The 20,221-nt window shown below is 65.1% G+C and carries 25 protein-coding genes and 1 tRNA gene; 9 read left to right on the plus strand and 17 right to left on the minus strand.

Annotation, left to right across the window (positions count from 1 at the left end):
* Positions 1–320: 320 nt before the first annotated feature.
* Positions 321–572: a phycobilisome linker polypeptide gene (locus H8F26_RS08810; RefSeq protein ID WP_197158796.1), complete on the minus strand. Its 252-nt coding sequence runs from the start codon at positions 570–572 to the stop codon at positions 321–323.
* A gap of 35 nt (positions 573–607) precedes the next feature.
* Positions 608–1,453 carry a phycobilisome rod-core linker polypeptide gene (locus H8F26_RS08815; protein ID WP_197158797.1) on the minus strand — a complete coding sequence of 282 codons (846 nt, stop codon included), beginning with the start codon at positions 1,451–1,453 and terminating at the stop codon, positions 608–610.
* Between the two features lie 250 nt (positions 1,454–1,703).
* Here H8F26_RS08815 and H8F26_RS08820 point away from each other — a divergent pair, with 250 nt between their 5' ends.
* Positions 1,704–2,738: an IS5 family transposase gene (locus H8F26_RS08820; protein ID WP_197157164.1), complete on the plus strand. Its 1,035-nt coding sequence runs from the start codon at positions 1,704–1,706 to the stop codon at positions 2,736–2,738.
* A gap of 239 nt (positions 2,739–2,977) precedes the next feature.
* Positions 2,978–3,454 (plus strand): hypothetical protein, encoded by a 477-nt coding sequence (locus tag H8F26_RS08825; protein ID WP_197158798.1) that lies wholly within the window; start codon positions 2,978–2,980, stop codon positions 3,452–3,454.
* A 5-nt stretch (positions 3,455–3,459) separates the two neighbouring features.
* On the opposite strand, the gene H8F26_RS08830 is transcribed toward H8F26_RS08825, so the two are convergent.
* The 14 genes from H8F26_RS08830 to psbB form a co-directional block, all read right to left on the minus strand.
* On the minus strand, positions 3,460–4,236 hold the full coding sequence (locus H8F26_RS08830) for a phycobilisome rod-core linker polypeptide (protein ID WP_197158799.1): 777 nt from the start codon (positions 4,234–4,236) through the stop codon (positions 3,460–3,462).
* 158 nt (positions 4,237–4,394) lie between these two features.
* A complete protein-coding gene (locus H8F26_RS08835; protein ID WP_197158800.1) occupies positions 4,395–4,997 on the minus strand; it encodes a chromophore lyase CpcT/CpeT in 603 nt (200 codons plus the stop codon).
* A gap of 11 nt (positions 4,998–5,008) precedes the next feature.
* Complete coding sequence (locus H8F26_RS08840) at positions 5,009–5,323, minus strand: hypothetical protein (RefSeq protein WP_231605567.1); 315 nt, start codon at positions 5,321–5,323, stop codon at positions 5,009–5,011.
* On the minus strand, positions 5,301–5,612 hold the full coding sequence (locus H8F26_RS08845) for a hypothetical protein (RefSeq protein ID WP_197158802.1): 312 nt from the start codon (positions 5,610–5,612) through the stop codon (positions 5,301–5,303). Before H8F26_RS08845 ends, H8F26_RS08840 begins: the two co-directional genes overlap by 23 nt.
* Positions 5,613–5,904: 292 nt before the next feature.
* Positions 5,905–5,977 (minus strand) — tRNA-Phe (locus H8F26_RS08850).
* A gap of 8 nt (positions 5,978–5,985) precedes the next feature.
* Positions 5,986–6,498: a ComF family protein gene (locus tag H8F26_RS08855; RefSeq protein WP_197158803.1), complete on the minus strand. Its 513-nt coding sequence runs from the start codon at positions 6,496–6,498 to the stop codon at positions 5,986–5,988.
* A gap of 287 nt (positions 6,499–6,785) precedes the next feature.
* Positions 6,786–7,067 (minus strand): DUF2470 domain-containing protein, encoded by a 282-nt coding sequence (locus tag H8F26_RS08860; protein WP_197158804.1) that lies wholly within the window; start codon positions 7,065–7,067, stop codon positions 6,786–6,788.
* A gap of 186 nt (positions 7,068–7,253) precedes the next feature.
* Entirely contained in the window at positions 7,254–8,504 is a 1,251-nt protein-coding gene (locus H8F26_RS08865) for an FGGY-family carbohydrate kinase (RefSeq protein WP_231605568.1), read from the minus strand.
* Between the two features lie 123 nt (positions 8,505–8,627).
* A complete protein-coding gene (gene metK, locus H8F26_RS08870; protein ID WP_197158805.1) occupies positions 8,628–9,899 on the minus strand; it encodes a methionine adenosyltransferase in 1,272 nt (423 codons plus the stop codon).
* 31 nt (positions 9,900–9,930) lie between these two features.
* The gene (locus tag H8F26_RS08875) at positions 9,931–10,764 is read right to left on the minus strand and encodes an HAD family hydrolase (protein ID WP_197158806.1); all 834 of its coding nucleotides are present in this window, start codon (positions 10,762–10,764) and stop codon (positions 9,931–9,933) included.
* Positions 10,765–10,814: 50 nt separating this feature from the next.
* Complete coding sequence (locus tag H8F26_RS08880) at positions 10,815–11,888, minus strand: 30S ribosomal protein S1 (protein ID WP_197158807.1); 1,074 nt, start codon at positions 11,886–11,888, stop codon at positions 10,815–10,817.
* 115 nt (positions 11,889–12,003) lie between these two features.
* Entirely contained in the window at positions 12,004–12,507 is a 504-nt protein-coding gene (gene nrdR, locus H8F26_RS08885; protein ID WP_197158808.1) for a transcriptional regulator NrdR, read from the minus strand.
* Between the two features lie 202 nt (positions 12,508–12,709).
* A complete protein-coding gene (locus H8F26_RS08890) occupies positions 12,710–12,805 on the minus strand; it encodes a photosystem II reaction center protein T (RefSeq protein WP_006042122.1) in 96 nt (31 codons plus the stop codon).
* A 24-nt stretch (positions 12,806–12,829) separates the two neighbouring features.
* On the minus strand, positions 12,830–14,389 hold the full coding sequence (gene psbB, locus H8F26_RS08895; RefSeq protein ID WP_197158809.1) for a photosystem II chlorophyll-binding protein CP47: 1,560 nt from the start codon (positions 14,387–14,389) through the stop codon (positions 12,830–12,832).
* Between the two features lie 203 nt (positions 14,390–14,592).
* Between psbB and H8F26_RS08900 the strand changes: the two genes are divergently transcribed.
* Positions 14,593–15,078 carry a 2Fe-2S iron-sulfur cluster-binding protein gene (locus H8F26_RS08900; protein WP_197158810.1) on the plus strand — a complete coding sequence of 162 codons (486 nt, stop codon included), beginning with the start codon at positions 14,593–14,595 and terminating at the stop codon, positions 15,076–15,078.
* 84 nt (positions 15,079–15,162) lie between these two features.
* The gene (gene psbM / locus H8F26_RS08905; RefSeq protein ID WP_197158811.1) at positions 15,163–15,270 is read left to right on the plus strand and encodes a photosystem II reaction center protein PsbM; all 108 of its coding nucleotides are present in this window, start codon (positions 15,163–15,165) and stop codon (positions 15,268–15,270) included.
* Positions 15,271–15,631: 361 nt separating this feature from the next.
* On the opposite strand, the gene H8F26_RS08910 is transcribed toward psbM, so the two are convergent.
* Entirely contained in the window at positions 15,632–16,480 is an 849-nt protein-coding gene (locus H8F26_RS08910; RefSeq protein ID WP_197158812.1) for a universal stress protein, read from the minus strand.
* A gap of 71 nt (positions 16,481–16,551) precedes the next feature.
* Here H8F26_RS08910 and H8F26_RS08915 point away from each other — a divergent pair, with 71 nt between their 5' ends.
* From H8F26_RS08915 to H8F26_RS08935, 5 genes are all read left to right on the plus strand, one after another.
* Positions 16,552–17,043 carry an acyl-CoA thioesterase gene (locus tag H8F26_RS08915; RefSeq protein WP_197158813.1) on the plus strand — a complete coding sequence of 164 codons (492 nt, stop codon included), beginning with the start codon at positions 16,552–16,554 and terminating at the stop codon, positions 17,041–17,043.
* Positions 17,044–17,267: 224 nt separating this feature from the next.
* Positions 17,268–18,401, plus strand: a complete 1,134-nt coding sequence (locus H8F26_RS08920; RefSeq protein WP_197158814.1) for a DNA-processing protein DprA — start codon at positions 17,268–17,270, stop codon at positions 18,399–18,401.
* 55 nt (positions 18,402–18,456) lie between these two features.
* Positions 18,457–19,362 carry a peptide chain release factor N(5)-glutamine methyltransferase gene (prmC, locus tag H8F26_RS08925; protein WP_197158815.1) on the plus strand — a complete coding sequence of 302 codons (906 nt, stop codon included), beginning with the start codon at positions 18,457–18,459 and terminating at the stop codon, positions 19,360–19,362.
* Between the two features lie 37 nt (positions 19,363–19,399).
* The gene (locus tag H8F26_RS08930; RefSeq protein ID WP_197159084.1) at positions 19,400–19,987 is read left to right on the plus strand and encodes an L-threonylcarbamoyladenylate synthase; all 588 of its coding nucleotides are present in this window, start codon (positions 19,400–19,402) and stop codon (positions 19,985–19,987) included.
* A 4-nt stretch (positions 19,988–19,991) separates the two neighbouring features.
* The gene (locus H8F26_RS08935) at positions 19,992–20,147 is read left to right on the plus strand and encodes a hypothetical protein (protein WP_197158816.1); all 156 of its coding nucleotides are present in this window, start codon (positions 19,992–19,994) and stop codon (positions 20,145–20,147) included.
* Positions 20,148–20,221: the final 74 nt, after the last annotated feature.

The following is a 20,221-nucleotide window of genomic DNA, read 5'->3' on the forward strand; positions in this document are numbered from 1 at the left end:
AGCCGCTCTTGGCGAACCTCTGTCAACAAGACCTGACCATTGTTGGACCCTGACCCCACCTGAATGAGGAGTGATTCACAAACGGTCACCACTGGCCAGATCGGCTGCGGTGCAGTGGCTCTGCTCCAGGGGGCGGGTTGGTCGGTTCGTGGTGGACAGCCGGACCTGACTGTCTTTGTATCGCAATGAACGTTGTGTCTCGCCATGGGATGGGTGCTCCGATGGGGATGGCCAGATCCGCGCAGCAAAAAGGCCCCCGTCAGGGGGCCTTGGGGCCGGGCAGTGCAGGGCACCGTTCGGATTGCAGCACTGCGGAGGATTCAGCCTTTGGCTTTCTTGCGGGGCGCAGCTCCGCCGGCGCCGGGCAGGTCGCCGCCATTCACTGACACACTCGTCACCTTTCCGCCCATGCGGTTAACCATCTGAAGGGTCTCATTCATGCGGGTGTAAGGCACCTGCATGACGCAATCAGCGCTGCGTACGAAATCATTCTGAGCGAGCCCGGTCACCTGGATGGTGACCTGACGGCCGCTACTGAAGCTCGTGCCCCGGGAACCGGCAGAAACTTTCATGGTGGTTCAAACAGCGAGGGAATGGAAGTAAGCGATCAGTTCACCGGGGTGATGCTGGCGATGCGACCGCCTTCCCGGTGGATCTGCTGCTGGTACGCCAGCAGTTTTGCGAAGGGAATGAAACGCACGCGATTGCTGCGCTTGTGCAGACGGTAGTTGCTGAAGCCGGTGATCTCCACCCGGAAGGTGCGTCCTTCCTCGGACGCGCCTACACCCATGCGGGTCACGCCATCGGCCTGCACCTTCCGGAACACGGAGCCTTTGGCGTTGGGGCTCACCACCGGAACGGCAGCTTCGGAGTGGACGGCGGGGTTGAGGCGGGACTGATTCTTGAGGATGTCACCCTTGACCGAGGCCGCAGCGCCGCGGCTGAGCTGCAGCATGTAGGAAAACTGCAGGCCCTGCTGGCCAATGGAGTAGTCCCAGCCATGCAGGTAAGGAACCATCTCCTCACCGAAGCGGTTCTGGTATTCGGCGCTGTCGATGTACGAGTCAATCTCGGCGTCGAAACCCTGCTCCTGGAGAATGGTGAAGTGCTCCAGCATCTCTGCTTTGTTCTGGGGAGCGCGACCGAGCAGGTGTTTGAAATTCAGCTCGATGAAGCGATAGGCGTTGCAGTTCTCGAAGAACTTCTGGCGGTACAGGCCACTTTTGGCCACCTGACGCACGAACTCACGCACGCTCAGGTAGCCGCGCCGGAACAGGGATTCGGGACCCTCAAGGCGCTCGCTTTCCATGATGTACTGGTTGCCGAGCACCTGCTGGTAGACGGCCCGGATCAGGGTGGACTTATCCACCTCCGTTCCGTTCGTCCAGTTCTCCTTGTTCCGTGCATTGGAGAAGCGCTCGATGCCCAGGTAGGCAGCGTTGGCGAGAGTCATGGGCGTGAGGGGCCGGGGGGCGGAAGCGGACAGGCAGAAGACGGTGCCGAGGACGTCATCGGCAGACGTCCGGTGGCGTGGGAAGCCGCTGGCGGTTCTGACCAAGAGGCTTCAGCCGGATCCTATGGGGGCGGTTTCTCTCTCCGGGCTGGCTTTCAGAATCGTTACAAGGGCACCTCGATAAATCAACAAGCCAATGCAATATGCCTAATCTGAGCTAATATTAGATTGATGACATTCTAATTCTGCAGTGGGTCAGAGAGGCTTCTGGGACGAACAGCAAAGAGTCGCAAAGCTCAAGGAGAAGAAGCCGGTTCTTCAGCGACTTTCTGAATCGATCCCTTGGGATTCATTCCGCCCACTGCTTGACAAGGGCTATGTCCATGAGCGCAAGACTAATGCAGGGCGCAAGAGGATTGATCCGCTGATCCTTTTCAAGATGCTCGTTCTCCAGCAGCTTTTCAACCTCAGCGATGAAGAGCTTGAATTTCAGGTGAATGACAGGCGCTCCTTTGAGGAGTTTGTCGGGCTTGGTGTGATGAACAGCATTCCTGATGCCACCACAGTCGCCTTCTTCAGAGAGCGACTGCGCAAGGCGGAAGTTATCGAGGAGCTCTTCGAGATGTTTGAGGCATACCTCCGCTCCCAGGGCCTCCAAGCCCGCGGTGGCCAGATCATCGATGCAACTCTTGTTCCGGTTCCCAAGCAACGCAATACCCGCGAGGAGAACAAAGAAATCAAAGCCGGGAGGCTGCCGGAGGGCTGGGATGAAAACCCAGATCGCTTGCAGCAGAAGGATTTAGATGCTCGCTGGACAAAAAAGAACGGCATCAGTTACTACGGTTACAAGAACAGCATCTGTATCGATGTTGACCATGGATTCATCCGCCGATATGCTGTCACTCCTGCCAACATTCACGACAGCCAGTTGCTCCCACGCTTGCTGGATCCAGAAAACGAACATGACTTTGTTTGGGCAGACTCAGCGTATTCAGGTGAATGCTTTGAGGATCTTCTGAGTCTAGGTGGCTTCGAAAGCCTGATCCATGAAAAAGGTGCTCGCAATCATCCTCTCGGCGACAAAGCCAAGGAACTGAATCGTGTCAAGTCGTCAATCAGAGCTTGTGTGGAGCATGTCTTCGGCTGCATGACTATGTCCATGGGTGGAAAACTGACAAGAAAAATTGGGCTAGAAAGGAATGATGCTTGGTGGGGCCTCAAGAACCTGACCTTCAACTTCCTTCGTTATCTCCAGCGCTCTTCCCATATAGCAACTGTTGCATGAATCTCCCAGAGAAGCTCCCATAGTTCAGGAGATCTCGTCAATAGACGATATAAGGCTCTCATGCTCTGCCGCCTCTTCGGCGGCTTTTTCGTGTCCACAGAGACCTTGCGAATAGCTGATTATTCGAGGTGGCCACAATTGTTTCGCCCGCTCTGGCTGGCTCTCTGCCTGCGGCCTATCCCCTCTGGCCAGCCTGGGCAGGGCCGATACCATCCGCCCACATCTGCGAACTCCTCGTGATGGCAAAGGCTCCCGAGGCTGCCGATCCCGCCCTGCGACTTGCCGAGCAGCTTCAATCCCTGTCGCAGGTCGCTGAGACGCTCACCTATCGCCTTCTCGATCTGGAAGAGCGGCTGAATGCCCAGGAAGCCCGCAGCCTGGAGCGGCTGCAGGCTGAGAGCGCGGCGGCGGTCCATCAGGCCGAGGAAACGGAACTGCGCCTGCTGGAGACCGAAGATCGGCTGGAGCGACTGGAAATCCTGCTGGGTGGGGAAGAGGCGCGATCCAAGGCCGCACCCCCCGCCAGGCTGCAAGTGGTTCCTGCCGCAGTGGCCAGCCCGTCAGCCGCCAAGCCAGACACGGTCAGGCCAGAACCTGCCAGTGCTGATCAGGTGGTGATGCTCACGCCTGATCCCTGCCCGCCTGATCCGTTCCCGGAGGAGGAGGAACAGGCCTTCATGGATGACGAGGTTCCTCTGGCGCAACAAACGGCCTGATCCGTTCAGGGACCGGTGCTCAGCATGGCTCCGGCGGTGGTCAGCAGCACCCGGCCCACTTCCAGAGCACCCACGGCGGCCAGTCCCAGCCAGAGTCGCTGGGCCCATTCCGGAGGCTTGCCGCCCTTCCAGGACGGCGAGGTGATTTCGCCGGAAAAACGTGCTCCCGAGCCCAGTCCGCCGGCTGGGGCCCGGCGGTTCGTGGCTTCGCGCCAGTACTGGTCGTAACGCGGTGCCTGCTGGTTGAAGGGAATCGCGCCGATGGCGCGTCCTGGCAGCACCCGGTTGCGCTGATAGGGAACTTCGTCAAGACCAAAGGCCTCGAGATATTCCTGGGAGTCGAGCAGGGTGTCGATCAGGCCTGGAAGACCCTGTTCAGCGATCAGAATCGAGAGGGCAATCTGTTCCTGCTGGCCATGCACCGGCCGTCCCAGAACGCGGCCCACCATCTGCTCAACCACGCGGTAGTTGCTGTTGCAGCGGTAGAAGCCATCTCGGAAGGCCTGCGACAACAACAGGCCGCGAATGAAGTCGCGCGTGTTGATCAGGCCGTTGCGCAGCCGCGATTCCAGCGCCGCATCGCGGTCGACCCGGAAGGCATGAAAGAAGATCTGCTGATAGGCCCGCTCAATCAGAGCATCGACCTCTTCCCGGCTACGAGCGGCGGTTTCACTGGGCAGTCGCTGTGCCAGTCGCCCGGCATCCTGCTCACTTCCTGTGGTGAATCCCTGGACTCTCGCGTTGATCGCGGTGGGGTTGGTGCTGAGAAGGGGCAGTGCCATGCCTGGTGAGAATAACGTGCTGAACGGTATGGGGCTTCTGGCGGAAATGGGTCCGTTCGGCGCGGCTTATTACATCGCTTCACGATTTCAAGATTGATGTCGCTCTTCTATGTTTCGTGAGCCTTGTCCAGGGCTGACAGGACAGGCCCCCACAGTATTCAGATCCGGAAGGTGTCGCCCCAGGAGGAAGGAATCTCGGCGCTGTAGTCGTGGGTGCGGCTGAATTCAAACGGGCCTGCCAGCGATCCCCACAGCTGTTCGTGGGTGCTGGGGTCATGGCCACTGTCAATGGTGCGCATGCCGCGGCTATCGATGTCAAAGCTGCTGACCAGGTAGGCGGTGCTGCCCTTGCGTTCCACCAGGCAGCGGCAACCCGGCTCCACCTCGCCCACGAATCCTTCGCCCTGTTCGCGCACCACGTAATTGCAACCTTCCAGGGGAAGCAGATCGTCGGCGACGATCTGGTCGCGTCGCTCGGCGTCGTCGATGGCACCCCAGAAGCGACGTTCATCGCGCAGGGCCTGGTTGCGGATGATCAGGCTTCCCTGCCGCTCTTCAGCCTGCAGCACCCGGATCCGGTACGGGACTGCCGGCGCAATGGCGTACGACTGCTCCAGCAGCAACGATCCCGGGGCCAGCTGCGGCAAGGGCCGGAAGTGGACCAGGATGTGGGCGTAGAGGGGGGGGGTATCGAATGCCTGGGCCTGATTGCTGAAGCCGGCGCTCAGCATGGCCACCAGCCGACCGAGAGAGCTGCTCATGACGTCAGACCTTACAAACCCAGGAGGCGAATCCGAAAGTCAGCCACCTGGCGGGCCATGGCCGGGCGGCTGATCATGAAGGGGTGGTCGCGGAGCTGGTCGAGCACCAGGTCAATCCTGTGGTTGGCGTCCTCTGGGCTGTTCCCCAGGGCCTTCCAGGCGGCATCGAAGCTCTGGGCGAAACTGTCGGCGTTGTCATACAACCGATCGGTGGCCAGTGGCGGTACGGGCATCAGCCTCGGCAGCAACCATCCCATTGTGCCCGTGCACCACGTGGCTGTTCCGGCGTCGGTGAAGCCTGCTTCAGCCGCCTGCTTGCGGGACATGGCGGGAGGCTTTGGGTTTGTCCAGGGCCTGGGGGCGATCGGCGGGGTCGCGGCGCAACTCCCGCTCCAGCATCTGAATGCGGCTCTCGCGTAGGCAGAACTTGCAGCCCCCGGTGGTCTGCAGATGCTTTTCCGGCGTGATCGTGATCAGCTTCACCGGGTGCAGACTGCAGCGGATCTTGATGGGTGTCTTGTAGCTCTTGTACACGATGTCGCGATAGTCATAGCGCTGGCCGAAGCGGGTTCGTGCCCGTGCCAGGAAGGTCTCCTTATCGATTGGACTTCCCATGGTTCAGGGCTGCCTCTGCGGCATCAGGTGAAGACGGGCCGGTGCTGCTGGCCGGCAGGCCTCCAGGCTGCGAAGCCCCCGAGGTGGCGTCATGGACAATTTTGTCGTGCTGTGAGAGGCGTTGTGGGTGTCGCGCTCCACGGGTCAATGGGTTGAATCAGGCTGAAGCCGTGGCGCTGAGGTCCAATGACTCCCTGCCAAGGGAGATCGGCGGCGATGGGGACTGTCTGTCCCTGGGTGGGGATCATCAACGCTTCCAATCGAAAGCGGTCGGAGTTGACTTGAAATGTGATGCCAGGACCCAGATTTGAACTGGGGACACGGCGATTTTCAGTCGCCTGCTCTACCAACTGAGCTATCCCGGCCCGTCGCCTCAGCGATTCGCAGATCTTAGATCACCACCCAACGCCGGCGTTCGGGCCAGGCAGAGCAGGCCGGCGACGCGCCAGCCACTCTCCTCCAGGGCGGCGGCGGCGGCGCAGGCGGTTGCTCCTGTGGTGAGGATGTCGTCGATCAACAGCACCGGCTGGCGCGGCCCCGACTGCACCGGTCTGACCTGGCTGCAGCGGAAGGCACCCGCCTGGTTGGCCAGCCGCAGGGCGCGGCCCAGGTGGTGTTGCCCCAGGGTGGGGCGGCTGCGCTCCAGGAGTGCTTGGCTGCGGCAGGCGAGCAACCGCTGCAGTTCGTCGCAGATCAGCGCCGGCAGGGGATTGCTGCGCCGTTTCCAGCTGGGAATGGCGACCAGCAGTGGCGGCTGCTTCCAGAGCGGCAGGCCCAGGCTCATCTGCTGCAACAGGCCGGCGATGGCGTCGCGGCTGGTGGCGCCATCGGCGTGCTTGCGCAGGTTCAGCAGCAGTTGGCGCAGCGGGCCGTCGTAGCTGCCCACTGCCCACCAGGGCAGTGGAGCACTCTCGTGCAGGCAGGGAAACCGCAGGTCCAGGCGCTCCTGGCAGGGGGCGCAGGGCCAGTGGTGCTGATCGCCGCAGCTCTCATCGGTGCTGGCCCGGGCACGGCGGCAGAGGGGGCAACAGGGACGGCTGATCAGGTTGAGCGCCCGCTGGATCGGATCGGGCGGTGACAGCTGGGGGGAGGCACGATGGGAGGTGACCAGAACGGCAGCTGCCGGCGGCAGGCGAACTGGCGAAAGGATTCCCCAAGGCGGACCCAGCGGGTTCAGGCGTTGGTGTCCTGCTTCGGCAGCGCCCGCAGCATGGCCACCAGGGTGCGATGGGCATCCTCGCTGTCGCTGAGCTGGTGATCAAAGGCCACCTCCACCCTGGCTCCGTCCACCTCCAGCCGCATCGCATCGGGGTTCACCGCCAGCAGGCGGGCCTCGGTCGCTCCGCTGATACCGGCGTAGTGCCGGGCATAGGACAGCACCGCTTCGGCATGGTCTTCGTTCATGTGCTTGCAGATCCGATCGCTCACGGCGGTGGTGAGGGGGTCGGCGGCCATGGGACAACAGGTGGGTGGGGTCGGCCTGATTCTGGCGCTCGCGCCGGGCCCCTTCCCGGCCGGTTTCACGTCAGGCGGCACCGAAGCGCTGCCACAGCAGCAGGCCCAGGCGGATGGCGCTGAAGCCCACGTATCCCGCCAGCACCGCAAACAGGGCCATCGAGATCACGGTGCGCAGTCGTTCGTTCATGGGGCATCAGTGGGGGACGGGCCCAGTCTCAGACCCTGCCGGGCCAGGCGCGCCATGCCGAGGGCGGCCGACAGCGCCGGCCGGTTCAGCACGGTTCGGCCCAGCCGTTGCTGGCGCAGGGCACGCCACTGAGGATTGCGGGCCCCTCCCCCCAGCGTGATCACCCGCCGCACCGGAGGCAGGCCGAGGGTTTCCAGCCGTTGCCAGCCGGCCTGCTCAATCGCCGTGAGCCCCTCCAGCAGGGCCTGCAGGTAGAGCGCATCGCTCACAGGGCGGGGATCGAGCCGAGGCCTGAGCTCCGGATCGTCCACGGGAAACCGTTCGCCCGTCCCGGGCAGGGGCAGCAGGTTGAGGCCGCTGGGCCGCCCTGGATCGATCTGCCGGCTGAGGGCCGCGATCGTGGCGTCGTCGAAGAAGCGGCGCAGGATGCCCGCGCCCGCATTGGAGGCTCCCCCCACCAGCCAACGCCCCCCCAGCCGGTGGCAGCTCACCCCAGGCGCCCGGACCGGCACGGCACTGAACTGTTTCAACACCAAGGTGGTGCCCAGCACCGTGATGCCGTCGTCCGGGGCTGGGTCGGCGGCGAGCACCCCGGCGTTGCTGTCGGTGCTGCCGGCGATCACGAGGCAGCTGGCGGGCAGATCGAGGGCTGCCGCTGCGGCCGGCGCCAACGGGCCCAGGCGGGTGCCACTGGGCCGGATCTGGGGCAGGGCAGGGCTCCAGGCCTGCTGGTGGATCGCTCCGGCCCAGTGCCCGTCTCCTGTCGCCGAGTCTGGCAAGTGCCAGCCGAGGCGTAGGTTGTTGCCTTCCTCGCCCCAGCGCCAGTCGTTCAGCAGCCAGCCCATCAGCCAGTCGGCCTGATGACGCAGCCAAAGATCCGCAGGCCCGTAGCCCGCTGCTGCCGCTTGATCCAGCAGGCGCAGGGCCCGGGCCAGGCTGCCGCTGGGACTCGCTGCGGCGGTGCAGTCTGCGGCCAGGGTGGCTGATTCGACAGCTTTGTCTGGACAGGCCTGGTGGTACGGGAGGGCCTGGCCCAACGGGCAGGCGGGGGGGGCGCCATCGGGATGGCAGAGCAGCAGCGTGCCGGAGGTCCCGTCCACGGCGATGGCGCCGATCCGCTGGCGCCACGGCCGCGGCAGCCGCTGCACCAGGGTGATCAGACCGGTGCGCCAGCCGCCGGGATCCGGGAACGGAGCGGGGTAGTCGCAGGATTCGTCGGCCTGTCGCTGGCCGGCCCCATCGATCAAGGCAATCCGTAGGCCGCTGCTGCCCAGGTCAACCCCAAGCGACCAGTCCGCTGGGCCTGGATCACTGCAGGGGGCTGGCGTATCGATGGGTGCTGCCGAACAGACGACCGCTGAACCCTGGTTTCAGGCGGCCGCAGCCACCAGATCCCTGGTGGCCTGCTGGATCGTGGCGGCAATCGCGGCCACGTCTTCCCAGGGAAGGTTGAGATCCGTGCGGCCGAAGTGGCCGTAGGCGGCCACATCCTGGTAGAAGCGGCCGCCGCGCTGAGCGGGCAGTTCCCGCAATTGGAAGGTTTCGATGATGGCGCCGGGGCGCAGATCGAAGTGTTCCTGCACCAGCGCCGTGAGGTTCTCGTCGCTGATGCGGCCGGTCCCGAAGCTCTGCACCAGGATGCTCACGGGCCGGGCCACGCCGATGGCGTAGCTGAGCTGCACTTCCACCTTCTTCGCCAGACCGGCGGCCACCAGGGCTTTGGCCACGTAGCGGGCGGCATAGGCGGCGGATCGGTCCACCTTGGTGGGGTCCTTGCCGGAGAAGGCACCACCGCCGTGGCGGGCATAACCGCCGTAGGTGTCGACAATGATCTTGCGGCCGGTGAGGCCCGCATCACCCTGGGGGCCTCCCACCACGAACTTGCCGGTGGGATTGACCAGGAAGCGGGTGGATGGACCGTCGTCGGTCGCTTCCTTGCGGGGCTGGAGTGTCAGGCCGGCGGTGGCGGGAAGCACCACGTGATCCCAGAGATCAGCGGCAATACGCTCGCGCAGGGTGTTCTCCTCGCTGATGCCGTCGATCTCGGCGGTGTGCTGGGTGGAGATCAGCACGGTGTCGATGGCCACCGGCTGATTGTTTTCATACACCACGCTGACCTGGGTTTTGCCGTCGGGCAGCAGGTAGCCGATGGTGCCATCGTGGCGCACCTCCGCCAGGCGCCGCGCCAGCCGGTGGGCCAGGCTGATCGGCAGCGGCATCAGCTCCGGGGTTTCGTCACAGGCGTAGCCGAACATGATGCCCTGATCGCCGGCACCCACCAGATCCAGCGGATCACCGTCGTGGTCATCGGCTTCGTTCACTCCCTGGGCAATATCGGGCGACTGCTGATCAAGGGCCACCAGCACGGCGCAGCTGTTGGCATCGAAGCCGCCGGCGCGGGCGCCCTCGTAGCCGATCTCCTGGATCACACCGCGGACCAGGGTGTTGAAGTCCACCCGGGCGGTGGTGGTCACTTCACCGGTGATCAGGCAGAGGCCGGTGTTCACCACCGTTTCGCAGGCCACCCGTGAGGCGGGGTCCTGGGCCAGTAACGCGTCGAGTACCGCATCGCTCACCTGATCGCAGATCTTGTCGGGATGCCCCTCGGTGACCGATTCAGAGGTAAAGACGTAACGGCTCATCCCACGCTGGCTGATGGATCAGTCGAGCAGCTTATTCGGCAGTGCTGCAGCCTGAAATCGCGCTGCTCACAACGCTCGCCCCGTCCGTCCCCATGACGGCCAGTTCAGACCAGTGCTGCAGCTGGGGAAACAGGGGGTCCAGTGGTGGTCGTCGTTGCCAGCCGGCGGTGTACCCAAGGGCGGTGGGGAGCCCTGCCGCCAGAGCCATGCGCAGATCACTGTTGGCGTCTCCGATCAGCAGGCACTCGGCAGGCTTCACCCGCAACAGGTCGCACAGCCCATGCACCGCACCAGGATCCGGTTTGCAGGGCTGGTGATCGGCGCTCCAGCTGGCCGAAAAGAAGCCGCTCAGCCCGTTGTGATGCAGGAAATGGTGGATACCGGCGGTTCCGTCATTGCTGATCACACCGCAACGCAGGCCGGCGCCAGAGAGCGCCGTCAGCAGCTCCATCAGTCCGTTGGTGGGGAGCGCAGCGGCGGCACCCTCCCCATGCAGCCCATCGGTGTCGCTGAACACGGCATGCGCCAGCGCCAACGCCTCGGGCCAGCCGACCCCCACCTGGGCCAGGGCGGTGGCGGTGGAGATCAGATTGTGTTCGCGCGAAGCCACGGCCGTGGTGCCGGCTGGATGGACGCCGTGCTGATCAAGGCCGTAGGCCCGGCGCAGCAGGGTCTCCAGTTCGGTGCTGCTGCCATCGTGGACCCGCTCCGGATGGACGGCGTTCAGGCGCTGCACCGCATGAAAAACCCTGGCCTCGGCCAGGGTGATCAACAGCGGTTCACTGTGGCTGAGGGTGCCGTCCTTGTCGAACAGCACCGCCGCGAAGCGGCCGAGGGGCTGGCCGCGCAGCGTCAGGTGGGCCATGGGCAAGGGGACGGATGCTGCGCGGTCAAGCAGAACGGAAACGGGGTGGCTCAGTCGAGGGTGACGCCCATGGGCTCGTTGTCTTCAGCCTGCTCGAGCAGCATCTGCTTGTAGCGGGCCGCCATTTCCTCGGCCTTGTCGAACACCTTCTGGGGGTCGGTGAGCATGTCGCCGGGTTCGGGCTCGAGGGCTTTGGTGGAGAGGGAGATCCGCCCACGCTCGGCGTCGAGGTCGATGATCATCACCTTCATCTGGTCGTTCACATTCAGCACCGTGTGAGGCGTCTCAATGTGCTCGTGGCTGATCTCGGAGATGTGCAGCAGGCCGCTGACGCCACCGATGTCGATGAAAGCGCCGTAGGGCTTGATGCCACGCACGGTGCCGATCACCACTTCGCCAACCTCGAGGCGATTCATCTTGCGCTCCACCAGGGCGCGGCGATGGCTGAGCACCAGGCGGTTGCGCTCCTCGTCCACCTCCAGGAACTTGAGGGGGAGGAAGTCGGCCACCAGCTCTTCTTTGGCCTTGCGGGTGCTGATGTGGCTGCCGGGGATGAAGCCGCGCAGACCTTCGACCCGTACCAGGGCACCACCGCGGTTGGTGGCGAAGACCTCGGAGTGAATCGTGGCGTCTTCCTTCTGCAGCTGCCGCACCCGCTCCCAGGCACGCTGGTACTCGATGCGACGGATCGAGAGGGTGAGCTGGCCGTCTTCGTTCTCCTCGCTGAGGATGAAGAATTCGCGCACCTCCCCGGGTTCGAGCACATCGCTGAGCGCCTCGACCCGGTTGATCGACACCTCCTGCAGGGGCATGAAGGCAGCGGTCTTGGCGCCGATGTCGATCATGGCGCCCTTGGGCTCCATGGCGAACACGGTGCCGTTCACCACGTCACCGGGCTTGAAGTTGTAGTCGTATTTGCTGAGCAGTGCTGCGAATTCATCCAGGGTGAAGCCCACGCCATCCAGGTCGCGGCTCACGGCACGGCTGCTGGGGTCATCGGCACTGGGCACCTCTTCCGGAATGCCCAGATCGAGTTCGGTGTCGGCGGCGAAGGCCTGATCCACGTCTGCAGCGATCTCGGCCGTGCTCTCCAGAGCGCTGGCTTCGGAAGGGGTTACGGTCATGTTGAAACGGCGGTCTGCCGGCGGCAGATGGGAAGGGAGCGTTGCGTCCGCCCGCCAGCGAAACCAACGCAATCTCCCAACCTACAGGCAGGTCGCCCCGTTCTGCCTTTCAGGGTCAGTTCACGGCCGCCAGGGAGACCGGCTGCCGCGCTTCGGTGCTGCTCGTATCCCGTCGGCTGAGCCCATCGAGGGCCGCCACAAAATCGCTGATGCCCTGGAACTGGCGGTACACGGAGGCGAAGCGCACATAGGCGACCTCGCTCAGATCCCCCAGGCGTTGCAGGGCCAGTTCCCCGATCTCGGCACTGGGAACCTCGCGTCCACCCCGCTGCTGCAGGTGCACTTCGATCTCCTCCACCACACTCTCGAGGCAGGCCGGTTCGATACCGGTCTTCTCGCAGGCGCGGATCAGTCCATGCAACACCTTGTGGCGGCTGAAGATCTCACGACCGCCGCTGCGCTTCACCACGGTGATCGGTACGGTTTCGACCCGCTCATAGGTGGTAAAGCGAAAGCTGCACTCCAGGCATTCGCGGCGGCGTCTGACGCTCCGCCCGACATCGGCCGCACGGGATTCGAGCACCCGACTGTCCGTGTGTTGGCAGGAGGGACATTGCATCCCTGAAGGTGCGACGCGTATTTCTTTAGCTTAGACAGCGATCCTCTGATTCGGCAATAGCCAGCGGGGCGACAGATGCTGCCCGGTGTTGCAACAGTCACGGAACATTGCTCCAGATCGCATGGCTTTGCCAGGTGCTGCCAAGAAAAAACCCCCGCCGTGGCGGGGGTTGGAAAGCGACCCTGGAGCCGCAAGTGGACTCTCACTTACCGATCTTCGGGGGATCGCGGAAGGCGATGGCGAAGAACAGGGTGGCGATGGCCAGCGTGAGGATCAGGATGTAAGCGAAGCTCTCCATGGGTTACCTCGAAGGAACTGGCGGTCAGCTGAGCGGGGAGCCGGCAGGAGGTGCATAGCCCTCCGGCAGACGACGGGTGGAGCGGTCTCCCAGTTTCTGGAAGAGACCGAATTCCACCTGCTCGCCGAGATCGGGGTCGATGCCGGCGAACACATCGCGGTAGAGGGTGCGGGCACCGTGCCAGATGTGACCGAAGAAGAAGAGCAGTGCAAAGGTGGCATGGCCGAAGGTGAACCAGCCACGCGGGGAGCTGTGGAAGGTGCCATCGGAGTGGTAGCGCTCGAGGTCGAATTCGAAGGCTTCACCCAGTTGGGCCTTGCGGGCCAACCGCTTGACGTCTGCAGGATCGGTGTAGGTCTGGCCGTTGAGTGCGCCTCCATAGACCGTGGCGGTGACTCCGGTCTGTTCGAAGGAGTACTTGGCTTCAGCCCGGCGGAAGGGGATGTCAGCGCGGACGATGCCGTCCTTGTCCTGGAGAACCACAGGGAAGTTCTCGAAGAAGTTGGGCAGGCGGCGCACTTCGAGATCACGGCCCTCCTTGTCGGTGAAGGAGATATGGCCCAGCCAGCTGGTGGGCAGGCCATCGCCATTCACCATGGGACCGACGCGGAACAGACCACCCTTGGCAGGGCTGTTGCCGACGTAGTCGTAGAAGGCGAGTTTCTCAGGAATCGCGGCATAGGCTTCGGCCTTGCTGGCGCCGTTGTCGAGTGCGGTCTGAACCCGACGGTTGATCTCGGTCTTGAAGTAGCTCTGATCCCACTGATAACGCGTGGGGCCGAACAGTTCGACAGGGGTGGCAGCGGAGCCGTACCACATGGTCCCTGCCACCACGAAGGCTGCAAAGAACACGGCGGCAATGGCACTGGCCAGCACCGTTTCAATGTTGCCCATCCGCAGAGCCTTGTAGAGGCGTTCCGGGGGTCGGGTGGTGATGTGGAAGATGCCGGCGATGATCCCCACAATGCCGGCGGCGATGTGGTGAGCAACGATGCCACCCGGGTTGAAGGGGTTGAAGCCCTCTGGGCCCCAGGCGGGTTGAACAGCCTCCAGGTGGCCAGTGACGCCATAGGGGTCTGAGATCCACATGCCTGGACCGAAGACGCCGGTCAGGTGGAAGGCACCGAAGCCGAAGCAGCCGAGGCCGGCCAGCAGCAGGTGGATCCCGAAGATCTTGGGCAGATCCAGGGCCGGTTCACCGGTGCGTGGGTCCTGCCAGATCTCGAGATCCCAGAAGGTCCAGTGCCAGATGGCGGCGAGGAAGAGCAGTCCACTGAAAATGATGTGTGCCGCAGCCACACCCTCGAAGCTCCAGAAGCCTGGATCCACACCGGTTTCACCGGTGATGCTCCAGCCACCCCAGCTGCCGGTCACGCCCAGACGCGCCATGAAGGGCATCACGAACATGCCCTGGCGCCACATGGGGTTGAGCACCGGGTCAGAGGGATCGAAAATGGCGAGCTCATAAAGCGCCATGGAGCCGGCCCAGCCGGCAACCAGAGCGGTGTGCATGAGGTGCACGGCGAGCAAACGGCCCGGGTCGTTGATCACGACCGTGTGCACCCGATACCAGGGCAATCCCATGGGGGTTAGGTCCGGGGAAACAGGGAGCTGGCCGTCGCCCATCCGTCGATGGGGTTGGCCAGCAACGATTGACCCATTGGCTGAAAAGCCATTGAGACGATCAGTTCTGGTGATCGTAAGGGTTGTTCCCGGCCGGGCGGGAGCCTGAGTTACGGAGCGCAACTGCCGGTTTCAGAATGGGGGCTGAGCTGGATAGAAGCCCCATGCCCGTGATCCGATTCGTGCGTGAAGGTCAGGATGTGGAGTGTTACCCGGGTGAGAACCTGCGCGAGGTGGCCTTGCGCCAGGGGCTGGAGCTCTATGGCCTCAAGGGCAAGCTGGGCAACTGCGGCGGATGCGGCCAGTGCATCACCTGCTTTGTGGAGATCGTGGAGGGTCGGGAGAAGCCGTCGGCCCTGAGCCCGCTCACGGCGGTGGAAGAGCAGAAGTTGCGCCGCCGGCCCCAGGGCTGGCGACTCGCCTGTCAGACCCTCGTGAACCGCTCGGTGCTGGTGCTGACCCGCCCCCAGGTGGGTCTTCCCGATCGCGACGCTGTGCTGGCGAAGGTCAGCCAGCAACCACTGCCCGAGGGGCCCACCGCCTGGCCCGCTCCACCCGAGCCGATCGAATCCCCTGAGGAGATCGCAACGGAAGGCGCCGAGGCTGACGGCAACTTGGCTGACCTTCCCAGCGATCCGCTTGAGGGCTGAGAGGGCTGCATCACAACGAGCGATGAAGGGGCCGAAAAGAGTGCCGAATGGCGGTGATACCCTCCCAGGATCTCCAACACTGCCATGGAAACCAACGATCTCGGTTTCGTCGCCAGCCTGCTGTTTGTTCTGGTGCCCGCGGTGTTTTTGATCATTCTTTACATCCAGACCAGCAGTCGTCAGGGCGGCTGATCGGTCTTTGGGGTGATCTGAGCCTTAGTTCAAGCTGTCTTCAGGCGTCAGCAGGCCTGGCTGGCTCTCTACCAGCCAGGCCTCTGGCTTGCTTGGAGCCTTGATGCCCGTTTTGCCACTGGCATAGCTCTGGCGGTGGCCGAGGTTGCACGCCCTGGGTGGCCATGCTTGTTCTGGCCCCCGATTGGCGCTGGTTCCCTTGTCTGGTCTCTATCTGCTCGGGTCTGAGGAAGCACCGCTCCTGGTTTGCCGGCTGTCTTTCCGGACTCCTGCTGTGGCCCCGCTCACTGCATAACTGCTCACGAAGAGGCGAGCGCTCAGCAGCAGAGGCCACGGCTGATCAATCCGACGGGCTCTGGTCTCAGCGGCGCCCTTCCGGTTCGCGAACCAGCAGCACCGGGGCTGGTGCGTGCACGCGGATGTAATCGCTCACCGAACTGCCCAGCAGTCTGTCGAGGTCGACAAGGGCTTGCGCCACCAGGGGTCTGCGGTCCTGGGAGGCGATCACCAGCAGATCTGCCTTGGCTTCCTCGGCGGCCGCGCAGACGGTGCGGCCGATGTCACCGGTGCGGTGCAGGGTCTGCATCTCGACGCCAAAGCCCCGGGCACGCAGCACGGCCTTTTCCAGCACCTCGTCCACCGGGCTCTTGCCGCCCCGGGATGGCGTGATGTCGTGCCGAGTCACGTGGACGCCGATCAGGCTGCCACCGGGGATGTCGCGCACCAGTTCACAGGCCATGCGCAGGGCGTCATCGCCGACGCCGGTTCCGTCCACGGTCACCAGAACGCGGTTGACGTGGCGCACATAGAGGTCGTCCCGCACCAGCAGCATCGGGCGGGTGGAGAGCTGGAAGACGTACTGGCTGGCGCTGTTGCTCAGGATCGACTGCAGACGTCCCAGGCCGCGGGAGCCCATCACGATCAGATCGGCATTGAGCTCATCGGCCACCTTCAGCACGGTCTGCTTGGTGTCCCCCTGGCGGATGATCGTGTTCACATCGCCGGGGTTGAGTCCAAGCCGCTGCACCGCTTCGGCCACGATCCCCGCAGCTTTCTGCCAGTGCTCCTGGAAGTCTTCGCCGGCCTGCTCGGGCACCACATGCAGCAGGTTGATCCGGGCTTGTCGGCAGGGGGGGATGTCGCGCAGCATGCGCACCATCTCCTCCACATGACCCTTGCCGGAATCGGCGATCAGAAGATTGCGGAACACAGGACAGGTCCAGCTCTGCGGCAGCCTATGGCCGATGGATGGGCAGACAGGGCCCCCTGGTGCAGACCGTGATGCAGAGACAAATCCCCGCCTCCGGGATCGAGACCGGCACCGCCCCCCATCGCGGATGGTGTCTGCGCCGTCGGGTTCTGCCCCAGCACACCGATCACGCTGGCGTGATGTGGCATGGCGCCTATCTGGCCTGGCTTGAGGAGGCGAGGGTGGAGGCGCTGGCGGCGGCAGGCCTGGCGTACCGGGATCTGGCGGCGCGGGGGCTGGAGCTGCCGGTGGTCTCGTTGACGATCGACTACCGCCAGGCCCTGTTGCATGGCGACACGGTGGAGCTCTGGAGTGAGGTGTTGCCCCGCAGTGGCGTGAGACTTCCCTGGCACAGCCGTTTTCTGGGTCCGGCGGGAGGACTTGCCGCCGAGGCGCGGGTCGAGCTTGTGCTGGTCGATCTCTCGGCAGGCCCGGAACGTCGCCGGCTGCTGCGTCGCCTCCCGGATGACCTGCACAAGGCGATCGAGCGCCTGGAGATGGGCCCGAACCAGGTCGGTCGGTAGTACGTTTGTTCTCAGCGGCGAGCGGTTCGTTGGGGAAGTTGGTGACCGTTGTGTTTGGTGGCCCTGGCAAGCCGCCCCGAGCGTCAGGGGTGGCGGAGGTGACTCAAGCGGAGGTCCCGGCCGTTGTACGTCCTCGGCCTCTGCCTTCTGAGCAGCCTTCCTCAGAGCCTCTTTCTCCCGCAGAGCAGGCCTCGCCCCAGTCGTTCGCCTCGGGCGAGCGACTGATGGGTTGGCCGGCGCGGCGGCGGCTCTGGTGGCGGCTCTGGTGCCGCTGCCCAGGCCTGGGCTGGCAGCGATTGCAGGCTCTTGAGCAGGGCTGCGGGTCCCTGGAGGAGGCCTGGCGGGCGCCCCGCCGCCAGTTGGAGGCTCTACCCGGCTGGGGTGCTCGGCTCGCCGAGCAGGTGGTGGCCTTTCGGCTCTCCTGGGGAGACGATCCCCTTCTGCATCCGGCTTTGCACCGCCGCGAGGATCGCCGCCTGCTGCTGCCTGGCGATCCATCCCTGCCGCCGGCCGTGCGTTGGCTGGAGCGTCCGCCCCTGGCCCTGCACTGGCGCGGGAGGGGCAGTCTCTGGGCGCCGCTGCGGCGTCGACAGGCGGTGGCGGTGGTGGGCACCCGGCGGCCGTCCCTGCATGGCCTCAGCATGGCGCGGCAGCTGGGGGAGGCCCTGGCGGGAGCGGGCTGGCCAGTGGTGAGCGGCCTGGCTGAAGGCATCGATGGAGCGGTGCATGACGGTTGCCTGCGCGGCTCAGGAGCGCCGGTGGCGGTGCTGGGAACACCGCTGGACCGGGTCTATCCGCGCCATCACGACCGGCTCCAGCATCAGGTGGGCGAGCGGGGCCTGCTGGTCACCGAACAGCTTCCCGGTGCGGCGGTGCGTCCGGGCCATTTCGCCGAACGCAACCGCCTGCAGGTTGCCCTGGCCGCCGCTGTGGTGGTGGTGGAGTGCCCCGAGCGCAGTGGTGCCCTGCATTCGGCCGAACGGGCCTGGCGGGAGGGACTGCCGCTCTGGGTGGTGCCGGCCGATACGGGCAAGGCGTCTGCCGCCGGCAGTAACCGGTTGCTGGCCCGCGGCGCGACGCCGCTGCTGGAGCCCGGCGATCTGATTCGCCAGCTGGGGCCCGGCCCCCTAGCCCGCAAAGGCGCCGGGCTCCCCACAGCGATCGGCAGCGGGGCTTCGGCAGTCATCTGCTCGGAACCGGCCAAGGCCCTGCTGGAGGCGGTGGGGGCCGGTGCCTCGCTGGAGCAGCTTTGCCAGCGCCTCGACCGCCCGGCTGATCAGCTGGTCACCGCCCTGCTGCAGCTCGAACTGGCGGGGGTGCTGCAGGCTGAACCGGGCCTCTGCTGGCGACCCAGCTGAGGGGCGCAGCATCCTGGAATCAGTCGAGGCCGGCCGCGTCGCCGCTTGCCGTTGCGTGGCTCCGTCCAACCCCTTGCGCGTCAGTGCCACGGCCTTGCTGGAGTGGCGCCGCCGCTGCCTGGGGCAGGGAGGCCATGCGGCCGACCTCGACTGGTTGCTCGATCTGGCCGGAGGGGTGGCCTGGTCTGAACTGCAGGCCCTGCGGCTTCACCCAGACCGGCAGCTGACCCTGCGCCTTTCGCTTGAGGATCTCGCCGGGCTCTGGAACCAGCACCTCGCCACGGCCGTGCCCCTGCAATACCTGGTGGGCCTTTGCCCCTGGCGCGATCTGCAGCTCCAGGTCGCGCCAGGGGTGCTGATCCCCCGCCAGGAGACCGAGTTGCTGGTGGAGCTGGCCCTGGCGCTGAGCCCGCCAACTGACTCCTCCTTGCTCTGGGCTGATCTCGGCACCGGCTCGGGCTGCCTGGCCCTGGCCCTGGCGCGTGCCTGGCCCGCCAGCCTTGGTCTGGCGGTGGACCTGAGCGCTGAGGCCCTGGCGATCGCTCGCAGCAACTGGCAGCTTGGTGGCGTCCAAGAGCAGATCACCCCCCTGCAGGGCCACTGGTGGGAGCCGCTGCGGCCCTGGTGGGGTCGCCTCGATCTGGTGGTGGCCAATCCCCCCTACATCCCGAGCGCGGTTGTCGACACGCTCGATCCGGTGGTGCGCGATCACGAGCCCCGCCTGGCTCTTGATGGCGGTGTTGATGGTCTGGCGGCCCTGCGCTGCATTGCCGCCAACGCTGCTGAGGCCCTGGCACCCGGTGGCCTGCTGCTGCTGGAGCATCACCATGATCAGAGTGCCGCCGTGCTGGCCCTGCTCGTCGCAGCCGCTCTGCAGGATGTGGAGGCAGCGGCGGATCTGGAGGGGAATCTCCGTTTCGCGCTGGCCCGGCGTGCCCCACAGCCGCCAGCTGCCCGCTAGACCCTTGGCCGTCGCGGTTTCCGTCCGCCATCCCGCCATGCCCCTGTTCGATGCCCCTGCCCTGGCGGCGCGATTGCAGCAGGGGGGCGCGGCCCTCCTCCCTACCGATACCCTGCCTGCCCTGGCGGCACGACCTGAGCACGCCGGCCAGATCTGGCGTCTCAAGCACCGGCCCCCGGACAAGCCGCTGATCCTGATGGCGGCGGATCTGGATCAGTTCCGCCGCAGCCTGCCTCTGGTCTGGCAGGAGGAGTGGCTCGCCCTGGCCAAGCAGGGCTGGCCGGGGGCCCTCACCCTGGTGCTGCCCTGCCGCGGCGCCCTGGTGGAGGCGCTCCATCCCGGCGGCCACAGCCTCGGGCTGCGGGTGCCCGACTGTGCGGCCACCCGCTCCCTGCTGCGCTTGAGCGGCCCGCTGGCCACCACCAGCGCCAATCGCTCAGGGGAACCGGCGGCCACCACAGCAGACGAGGCGGCTGATCAGTTTCCGGATTTGCCCCTGCTGGCTCCCCTGCCTTGGCCGGCGGCATCGGGGCAGGCCAGCACCGTGGTGGCCTGGAGCGAACCAGGAGGCTGGAAGGTTCTGCGGCAAGGTGCTCTACTGCCCTCAGAGCTGCGGCACCCCTGACACGATGGCGATTCTGGCCTTGGTGGTGGTGCTGACCATGGCCGTGGTGCACTGGTTTCTGACCCCGCTGATGGGAATTGGCACCGAGCTGTTCAACCTGGCCCCCCTGGGTTGGTTGGTGCTGGCAGCCGCTGTCTGGCTGTTTGCAGGCGAACGCTGACCAGCCATCAGGAATCAGCTCGCGCCTTCTGCCGTTTCCCAACTTCTATTCCTGAGCTGCCAGCCCCGAACAGA

Source organism: Synechococcus sp. CBW1006 (assembly GCF_015840525.1).
Taxonomy (GTDB): domain Bacteria; phylum Cyanobacteriota; class Cyanobacteriia; order PCC-6307; family Cyanobiaceae; genus CBW1002.

Coding starts and splice junctions, on each gene's coding strand:
- H8F26_RS08810 (WP_197158796.1), bottom strand. CDS start 572: ATGAAAGTTTCTGCCGGTTCCCGGGGCACGAGCTTCAGTAGCGGCCGT.
- H8F26_RS08815 (WP_197158797.1), bottom strand. CDS start 1,453: ATGACTCTCGCCAACGCTGCCTACCTGGGCATCGAGCGCTTCTCCAAT.
- H8F26_RS08825 (WP_197158798.1), top strand. CDS start 2,978: ATGGCAAAGGCTCCCGAGGCTGCCGATCCCGCCCTGCGACTTGCCGAG.
- H8F26_RS08830 (WP_197158799.1), bottom strand. CDS start 4,236: ATGGCACTGCCCCTTCTCAGCACCAACCCCACCGCGATCAACGCGAGA.
- H8F26_RS08835 (WP_197158800.1), bottom strand. CDS start 4,997: ATGAGCAGCTCTCTCGGTCGGCTGGTGGCCATGCTGAGCGCCGGCTTC.
- H8F26_RS08840 (WP_231605567.1), bottom strand. CDS start 5,323: ATGTCCCGCAAGCAGGCGGCTGAAGCAGGCTTCACCGACGCCGGAACA.
- H8F26_RS08845 (WP_197158802.1), bottom strand. CDS start 5,612: ATGGGAAGTCCAATCGATAAGGAGACCTTCCTGGCACGGGCACGAACC.
- H8F26_RS08860 (WP_197158804.1), bottom strand. CDS start 7,067: ATGGCCGCCGACCCCCTCACCACCGCCGTGAGCGATCGGATCTGCAAG.
- metK (WP_197158805.1), bottom strand. CDS start 9,899: ATGAGCCGTTACGTCTTTACCTCTGAATCGGTCACCGAGGGGCATCCC.
- H8F26_RS08875 (WP_197158806.1), bottom strand. CDS start 10,764: ATGGCCCACCTGACGCTGCGCGGCCAGCCCCTCGGCCGCTTCGCGGCG.
- H8F26_RS08880 (WP_197158807.1), bottom strand. CDS start 11,888: ATGACCGTAACCCCTTCCGAAGCCAGCGCTCTGGAGAGCACGGCCGAG.
- nrdR (WP_197158808.1), bottom strand. CDS start 12,507: ATGCAATGTCCCTCCTGCCAACACACGGACAGTCGGGTGCTCGAATCC.
- H8F26_RS08890 (WP_006042122.1), bottom strand. CDS start 12,805: ATGGAGAGCTTCGCTTACATCCTGATCCTCACGCTGGCCATCGCCACC.
- psbB (WP_197158809.1), bottom strand. CDS start 14,389: ATGGGATTGCCCTGGTATCGGGTGCACACGGTCGTGATCAACGACCCG.
- H8F26_RS08900 (WP_197158810.1), top strand. CDS start 14,593: ATGCCCGTGATCCGATTCGTGCGTGAAGGTCAGGATGTGGAGTGTTAC.
- psbM (WP_197158811.1), top strand. CDS start 15,163: ATGGAAACCAACGATCTCGGTTTCGTCGCCAGCCTGCTGTTTGTTCTG.
- H8F26_RS08915 (WP_197158813.1), top strand. CDS start 16,552: ATGCAGAGACAAATCCCCGCCTCCGGGATCGAGACCGGCACCGCCCCC.
- H8F26_RS08920 (WP_197158814.1), top strand. CDS start 17,268: ATGGGTTGGCCGGCGCGGCGGCGGCTCTGGTGGCGGCTCTGGTGCCGC.
- H8F26_RS08930 (WP_197159084.1), top strand. CDS start 19,400: ATGCCCCTGTTCGATGCCCCTGCCCTGGCGGCGCGATTGCAGCAGGGG.
- H8F26_RS08935 (WP_197158816.1), top strand. CDS start 19,992: ATGGCGATTCTGGCCTTGGTGGTGGTGCTGACCATGGCCGTGGTGCAC.